This window comes from Amycolatopsis sp. NPDC104819 (assembly GCF_055583145.1).
On record NZ_JBVJON010000006.1, the window covers coordinates 677,649 to 685,274 of the forward strand.

A 7,626-nucleotide genomic window follows, 5' to 3' on the forward strand; every position below is an offset into this window, starting at 1 on the left:
CATGAATACCCCATACGAGCGCCCGCGAGTCCCGGACAAGGTCGGTGTCGACGGTCTGGAGGCCAAGTGGGTACCCGGATGGGAAACCACCGGCGCCTACCGCTTCGACCGCACCAAGAACCGCGCCGACGTCTACTCGATCGACACCCCGCCGCCGACGGTCAGCGGGTCGCTGCACATCGGGCACGTCTTCTCCTACACCCACACCGACGTCGTCGCGCGGTTCAAGCGGATGCGCGGGTTCGAGGTGTTCTACCCGATGGGGTGGGACGACAACGGCCTGCCGACCGAACGTCGCGTGCAGAACCACTTCGGCGTCCGCTGCGACCCGTCACTTCCCTACGACCCGGACTTCCGGCCGCCGGAGAAGCCGGGCCGCGACGCCGTCTCGATCTCGCGGCGCAACTTCATCGAGCTGTGCGAATCCCTGACCGTCACCGACGAAAAGGTCTTCGAGCAGCTGTGGCGGCAGCTCGGGCTGTCGGTCGACTGGACGATGACCTACCAGACGATCGGGCACGACTCACGGCTGATCTCGCAGCGCGCGTTCCTGCGCAACCTCGAGCGCGGCGAGGCGTACCAGGCCGAAGCGCCGACGCTCTGGGACGTCACCTTCCGCACCGCCGTCGCGCAGGCCGAGCTGGAGGACCGGGAACGCCCGGGCGCGTTCCACGACCTCGCTTTCACGGCCGAGGCCGGCTCCGACGTCGTGATCGCGACGACCCGGCCCGAGCTGCTGCCCGCGTGTGTCGCGCTGGTGGCGCACCCGGACGACGAGCGCTTCAAGCCGTTGTTCGGGAAGACCGTGCGGACGCCGGTGTTCGGCGTCGAAGTCCCGGTCGTGGCGCATCACCTGGCGGATCCCGAAAAGGGCCGCGGCATCGCGATGGTGTGCACGTTCGGCGACACCACCGACGTCACGTGGTGGCGCGAGCTGCGGCTCGCGACGCGCGTGGTGCTGGGCCGGGACGGCCGGTTCCTGCCCGACGCGCCGCACGACGTCCCCGCGGACGTCTACGCACCGCTCGTCGGCAAGACCGTCCACACGGGACGCGAGATCGTGGTCGGCCTGCTGCGCGACGCCGGGGCGCTGCGCGGGGAACCGCGGCCGATCACGCACTCGGTGAAGTTCTACGAAAAGGGCGACAAGCCGCTGGAGATCGTCGCCAGCCGGCAGTGGTACCTGCGCAACGGCGGCAACGACCCGGCCTTCCGGGCTCGGATGCTGGAGCGTGGCGAAGAGCTGAACTGGGTGCCGAAGCACATGCGCGTCCGGTACTCGTCGTGGGTGGAGAACCTGGCCGGCGACTGGCTGGTCAGCCGTCAGCGGTTCTTCGGCGTGCCGATCCCGCTGTGGTACCGGCTCGACGCCGAAGGCGAGCCCGACTACGACGCGCGGTTGCTGCCGGAGTCCCTGCCGGTCGACCCGAGCAGCGACGTCCCGCCCGGCTTCACCGAGGAGCAGCGCGGCGTGCCCGGCGGGTTCGCCGCGGACCCCGACGTGATGGACACTTGGGCGACGTCGTCGCTGACACCGCAGATCGTCGGCCGCTGGAGCCTCGACGACGACCTGTTCGCGCGGGTCTTCCCGATGGACCTGCGGCCGCAGGCGCACGAGATCATCCGCACCTGGCTGTTCTCGACGGCGGTGCGCGCGGAGCTGGAGCACAGCGTGCTGCCGTGGCGCGAGGCGGCGATCGCGGGCTGGGTGCTCGACCCGGACCGCAAGAAGATGTCGAAGTCCAAGGGCAACGTGACAACGCCGGTGGACATGCTGGAGCGCTTCGGTTCGGACGCGGTGCGGTACTGGGCGGCGAGCGCGCGCCCGGGCGTCGACACGGCGGTGGACGAAGGCCAGATGAAGGTCGGCCGCCGGCTGGCGACCAAGCTGCTCAACGCCAGCCGGTTCGTGCTGGGCCTGGGTGTGCCTTCGTCTTCCGCGGTGGCGGTCGAGCCATTGGACCGGGCGCTGCTGGCGTCGCTTTCGGACGTCGTTTCTTCGGCGACAGCGGCTTTGGAGGCGCTGGACTACGCGCGGGCGTTGCAGGTGACCGAGGCGTTCTTCTGGACCTTCTGCGACGACTACGTCGAGCTGGTGAAGGGCCGGGCCTACGGCGACAGCGGTCCTTCCGGAGCTTCGTCGGCCCAAGCCGCGCTGGTGACGGCGTTGTCGGCGGTGCTGCGGCTGTTCGCGCCGTTCCTGCCGTTCGCGACCGAGGAGGTCTGGTCGTGGTGGCAGGAGGGTTCGGTGCACCGGGCGCCGTGGCCTTCGGTGTCGACGGTCGACGGTGACCCGGAGCTGCTGACGCTGGCCGGCGACGTGATCGCCGCGGTCCGCCGCGCGAAGACGGACGCGAAGGTCTCGATGCGCTCGGCGGTGGAAGCCCTGACGGTGACCGGGCCGGCCGAGGTGCTGGCGCGGTTCGCGGCGATCGAGCCGGACATCCGGATCGCCGGCGCGGTCGCCGACGTGACAACCCGCGAAGGCGACTTCGCAGTCGAAGCGACGGTCTGACGGCACGACCTGAAACGTTGGACGTCCGTTCTGACCATTTTGCCAGATGAATTTCAGCAAACAAGGGGATCGCCGTGGCCGGACACAGTTCGAATGGCGCGCCGGAACCTGGATCACGTCTACGCAGCAGAGCGCCAAAGGTAACGAACCGTCACCTTCGTCATTCACGAAGAGGAAGACCGGAGAGAGGACACCAGAAAAGAGAAACAAGAAGGGCCACTGCGGCGCTGGTCGCCACAGTGCCTTTCGCCTTTCTCGCCTACACCGTCTACATGCAGGCGAGCCCAGGGACCCCGGAACACCAGGACCTCCTCGATGCGGCCCACACCACATCTATCGCCGTCCTGGGCCCGCCAGGAGCAACGATCAAAACATCGGCGTCGTTCACGATCGACAGCGAGCACGACGACGGAGAGACCACCGTCGATGTCAATGTGAGCATCGAGGGCGTCGATACCGCAGGTTACACTGCAGCGGTCCTCTTGACCGGACCGTCATGGGCTCAGCAAACGATGCCCCTCGACGCACCCACCGAGCCCGCTTTACCGATCACACGTGACGGCAGGTTTCTCTCACCCGATGATCCCCTGGCACAATCAGCGTACCTTGTCACCTTCACCAAGGAAGACCTCTTCGAAGTCGAAGGCAAGCCCTTCGCCGACAAATGGCTTCACCTGAAGCTCAACCGCGACATCGAACGAAAACGCAACTCTCGGATCGTACTTCACACCCCCAGGGTCGAAAGACCGTCCTCATGCGCGTTCCTGAAATCTGCCGTCGCGCGCGATTTCGAGTCCATGAGGGCCCAGGAACGCGAACAAAAAATATCCACCGAATGTGAGTACTTATTCGCCTGGTCCGCAAAATCGACTCAAGCTGCGGACGTATCACTGCAGAGTGAACAAGGCGAGGTGGGGCTACCTGGAGACCTGCGAGCAGACTACGTCTCACCAGCACCGGTCAAGTCCGGGACCCTCGCCTGGGAGTCCGAAGACCCGTTGGAAGCCGACGGAAACTACGTCCTGATCAGCCAGGAGACTACCGGTCAGCGTGTCATATTCTTCGTCGGTATCGCCATCGGCCTGGTTGTCACTGCCGCGAAAAGTGCGCTGACACGCCTTTGCTCAGGCTCGACGTCACTGCTGAAGGCGCGATACAACGCAGCTACCTCACGTTGGCGCTCCTCGGGCCAAACCAAGACAAGAAAAGGACAAGGTCGCCTGAGATGAACTGACGCCGGTGGCCGCCGTCAGGAACCGGCGGCGGCCCACCAGGCTTCGTCGATCTCGCCGCGCGCCACGATCTCCGCCGGGCCGGACAGCGTCGACGCGCCGCGCGACACCGTCACCTCGACCCGGCCGCCCGGGATGTCCACAGTGGACGCGCCGGTGTCGGTGCCCGCCAGGTGGAACGCCGCCGCCACCGCGGCGACCGTGCCCGTGCCGCACGCGCGCGTCTCCCCCACGCCGCGCTCGTGCACGCGCATCCGCAGCGCGCCCTCGCCGAGCCGGTTGACGAACTCGAGGTTGACCCCGTGCGGGAAGACGTCGTGGTCGAAGTCGGGCTGGTCGCGCAGGTCGAGGTCCGCGACGTCGTCGTCGAGCAACGACACCAGATGCGGGTTGCCGACGTCGACCGCCACTCCGGAGAACGGCCGGCCGGCCACCACGGTGACCGACGTCCCGGTGATCGTGGCGGGTCCCATCTGGACGGTCACCGAGCGGTCCGGGTGCACCACCAGCGGGCGGTCGCCGGCGCGGGTGCCGATGACGAACTCGCCCTCGGTCTCCAGCCCCGACTCGACGAGGTAGCGGGCGAAGACGCGGGTGCCGTTGCCGCACATCTCGGCGATCGAGCCGTCGGCGTTGCGGTAGTCCATGAACCACTCGCCCTCCGACGGCACGTCGAGCGCCGCGGCGCGGACGACGCGCAGCACGCCGTCGGCTCCGAGCCCGCGGTGGCGGTCGCACAGCGCGGCGACCCTCGCCTCGGTCAGCTCGAGGCGGCCCGCCGGATCGGGGAGCAGCACGAAGTCGTTCTGCGTGCCGTGCCCCTTGAGGAACTCGATTCCGCCCATAGGGGCAAGATTACCGGCCCAGGGTATCCAGGACGCGTGCGGCCAGCCCGGTTTCGGCGCCGTCGAACCAGTGGATCCGCTTGTCGCGCCGGAACCAGGACCGTTGCTTCCGGACGAAGCGCCGCGTGGCCTGCGCCGTCGCCGCGGCGGCGGCCTCGAAGTCGCCTTCGCCGTCGAGCTCGGCGAGCACCTGCTGGTAGCCCAGCGCCCGCGACGCCGTCTTCCCGTCGCGCAGGCCGCGCCCGACCAGCCCGCGGACCTCGTCGACGAGCCCGGCGGCGAACATCCGCCGGACGCGCTCGTTCACCCGCTCGTCGAGCTCCTCGGGCGCCCGGTCGACCCCGATGACCACCGTGTCGTAGCGCGCCGGGCCCGGCTTGGGCAGGTTCGCCGAAAACGGCTCGCCGGTGATTTCGATGACCTCGAGGGCGCGCACGATCCGCCGGGTGTTGGTCGGCAGGATCGCGGCCGCGGCGACCGGATCGCGTTCACCCAACCGGGTGTAGAGGGTCGGGGTGCCGGCTTCGGCCGCTTCCGCGTCGAGCCGGGCACGCACCGCCGGATCCGTGCCCGGGAACTTCAGGTCGTCGAGCACGGCCTGGACGTACAGGCCGGACCCGCCGGTGAGCACCGGCACCCGGCCAACCGCGAGGAGCCGTTCGATCTCGGCGCGCGCGTCGCGCTGGTAGGCCGCGACGGACGCCGTTTCGGTCACTTCCAGCACGTCGAGCAGGTGGTGGGGGACGCCCCGGCGCTCCTCGGACGTGGCCTTGGCGGTGCCGATGTCCATCCCCCGGTACAGCTGCAGCGCGTCGGCGTTGACGACCTCTCCGCCGAGCTGAAGGGCCAGGTCGACGGCCAGTGCGGTCTTGCCGGTGGCCGTCGGCCCGACCACCGCGACCGGGCGGGCTCCGGGCGGGGCGGCGGGGCTGGTCACGACGGCTGACGATACCGGCGGGCCGCCACGGAGCGTCCACCGGAAGTAGGATCACGAGCTTCGAGTGGCTCATCCAGTACCACGGTGCGCGCTGAGCTGCTTGAATGCCGCGTGGGGCCGTAGCATCCGAGCACGGCCCGTGACGACCGCATTACCCGGCCCCGCTTCCGCGGCGGGGCGCCCGCGCGAGCGGGCGTACAGGCGATAAGGAGCCTGCGATGGCCCAGGACAACACTTCCACCGGTACCCCGGCCCCGCACCCGGTGCCGCACGCGCAGCACACCGGGCACGCCGCCCCGCCCGTGCCGCCCGCCGAGCCCACCCCGTCCACCTGGGGCCGCATCGACGAAGAGGGCACCGTTTACGTCATCACCGCCGAGGGCGAACGCGCTGTCGGCGTCTGGCAGGCCGGCAGCCCCGACGAGGGCCTGGTGCACTACGCCCGCCGCTTCGACGACGTGCGCACCGAGGTCGAGCTGCTGGAGACGCGCCTGGTTTCCGGCGCGGGCGATCCGAAGCACGCGCTGTCGAGCGCCACCCAGCTGCGGGACGGGCTGGCCGAGTCGTCCCTGGTCGGCGACCTGGCGGCGCTGGGCGCGCGCCTGGAGTACGTCATCGCGCACGCCGAGAAGGCCCTGGCCAGCGCGAAGCAGGAGCGCGAGCAGGCCCGTGCGGCCGCCGTCGCCCGGAAGCAGGAGCTGGCCGAAGAAGCCGAGAAGATCGCCGCCGACTCCACGCAGTGGAAGGCGGCCGGCGACCGGCTGCGCGCGATCCTCGACGAGTGGAAGACCGTCAAGGGTGTCGACCGCAAGACCGACGACGAGCTGTGGAAGCGGTTCTCGAAGGCCCGCGAGGGGTTCAACCGGCGGCGCGGGTCGCACTTCGCCGAGCTGGACAAGCAGCGCGCCTCGGCCAAGCAGCGCAAGGAAGAGCTCATCGCCGAGGCCGAGGCCATCAGCGAGTCCGAGGACTGGGGCGAGACCGCGGGCCGCTACAAGGACCTGATGACCGAGTGGAAGGCCGCCGGGCGCGCGCCGAAGGACAGCGACGAGGCCCTGTGGCAGCGTTTCCGCGCGGCCCAGGACAAGTTCTTCGCCCGCCGGTCCGCGGTGTTCTCCGAGCGCGACGCGGAGTTCTCCCAGAACGCGGCGCGCAAGGAGGAGCTGCTGGTCGAGGCGGAGAAGATCGACGCGGCGGCCAACCTCGAGGCGGCCAAGAACGCGCTGCGCAAGATCCAGGAGCAGTGGGACGAGATCGGCAAGGTCCCGCGCGAGCGCATCCGCGAGCTGGACGGCCGGCTGAAGGCGGTCCAGGACTCGGTCAAGTCGGCCGAGGACTCCCGCTGGCGCCGCACCGACCCGGAGGCCCAGGCCCGCGCGGCCCAGTTCCGCGAGCGCGTCGAGCAGTTCGAGTCCCAGGCGGCGAAGGCCCGCGCGGCCGGGGACGAGCGCCGGGCGAAGAAGGCCGACGAGCAGGCGGCGCAGTGGCGTGAGTGGCTGCAGGCGGCGGAGGCCGCAGTCGCCGACCGCTGAGGTTCACGTTCCCGAAGGCCCCTTCGCTCCGGCGAGGGGGCCTTCGGCGGCTTGTCCACAGGGCCATCGTGATGTGGACAAGGCGGCTGCTCCGGTGGGTTTCCGGGGCTGTTCGTCCAAGGTGCCGAGCGATACCGGGATGCTGCGAAGGTGATCTGATCACGGGCGCGCACGACAATTGGCGATCGCGGCCTTGGTCGAACGCAGCACCCGGTATGGAATGCCCCTGCCCTTGCCCGAGTCCGCCCGCATTGCCCTCATCGCCAACCTCGCGCCCCTGCCCGAACAGACGCGGTGGTCACTGACCAGCAGAGTTGCGATGACCGCGCGAAACCGCCGAGCGCGGGGCTGCTTTCGAAGCGGCGAGGGGCTGACCGGCTGGGCCGGGCTCTGCTGGTGCTCGAGAGCCCGCAGCACCGCTCGACCAATCGTGGTGCCGCCGCGGCGATGCTGTGAATGACTCATTCATCCAAGGCCGGGCAGTTAGGTTGGGGTGAGTCGTGTCAAGAGGCTGGTGGCGGCGTTGGTGACGGTGACGTCGATGGTGGCTGTGAGACAGGCGCGG

5 protein-coding genes are annotated in these 7,626 nt (G+C 69.5%); 3 read left to right on the forward strand and 2 right to left on the reverse strand.

Annotated features, from left to right (window positions below):
• Position 1: 1 nt before the first annotated feature.
• The gene (gene valS, locus ACZ63E_RS22620) at positions 2-2,515 is read left to right on the forward strand and encodes a valine--tRNA ligase (RefSeq protein ID WP_465338080.1); all 2,514 of its coding nucleotides are present in this window, start codon (positions 2-4) and stop codon (positions 2,513-2,515) included.
• A 239-nt stretch (positions 2,516-2,754) separates the two neighbouring features.
• On the forward strand, positions 2,755-3,744 hold the full coding sequence (locus ACZ63E_RS22625; RefSeq protein ID WP_465338081.1) for a hypothetical protein: 990 nt from the start codon (positions 2,755-2,757) through the stop codon (positions 3,742-3,744).
• A 20-nt stretch (positions 3,745-3,764) separates the two neighbouring features.
• Here the strand turns inward: ACZ63E_RS22625 and dapF are convergent, their stop codons facing one another.
• Both dapF and miaA read right to left on the reverse strand, forming a co-directional pair.
• Complete coding sequence (gene dapF / locus ACZ63E_RS22630; protein ID WP_465307819.1) at positions 3,765-4,592, reverse strand: diaminopimelate epimerase; 828 nt, start codon at positions 4,590-4,592, stop codon at positions 3,765-3,767.
• Positions 4,593-4,602: 10 nt separating this feature from the next.
• Positions 4,603-5,529, reverse strand: coding sequence for a tRNA (adenosine(37)-N6)-dimethylallyltransferase MiaA (gene miaA, locus ACZ63E_RS22635; protein ID WP_465338082.1), 927 nt, complete (start codon positions 5,527-5,529; stop codon positions 4,603-4,605).
• A 218-nt stretch (positions 5,530-5,747) separates the two neighbouring features.
• Between miaA and ACZ63E_RS22640 the strand changes: the two genes are divergently transcribed.
• Positions 5,748-7,061 (forward strand): DUF349 domain-containing protein, encoded by a 1,314-nt coding sequence (locus ACZ63E_RS22640; RefSeq protein WP_465338083.1) that lies wholly within the window; start codon positions 5,748-5,750, stop codon positions 7,059-7,061.
• Positions 7,062-7,626 lie beyond the last annotated feature (565 nt).

Coding starts and splice junctions, on each gene's coding strand:
- ACZ63E_RS22640 (WP_465338083.1), top strand. CDS start 5,748: ATGGCCCAGGACAACACTTCCACCGGTACCCCGGCCCCGCACCCGGTG.
- valS (WP_465338080.1), top strand. CDS start 2: ATGAATACCCCATACGAGCGCCCGCGAGTCCCGGACAAGGTCGGTGTC.
- dapF (WP_465307819.1), bottom strand. CDS start 4,592: ATGGGCGGAATCGAGTTCCTCAAGGGGCACGGCACGCAGAACGACTTC.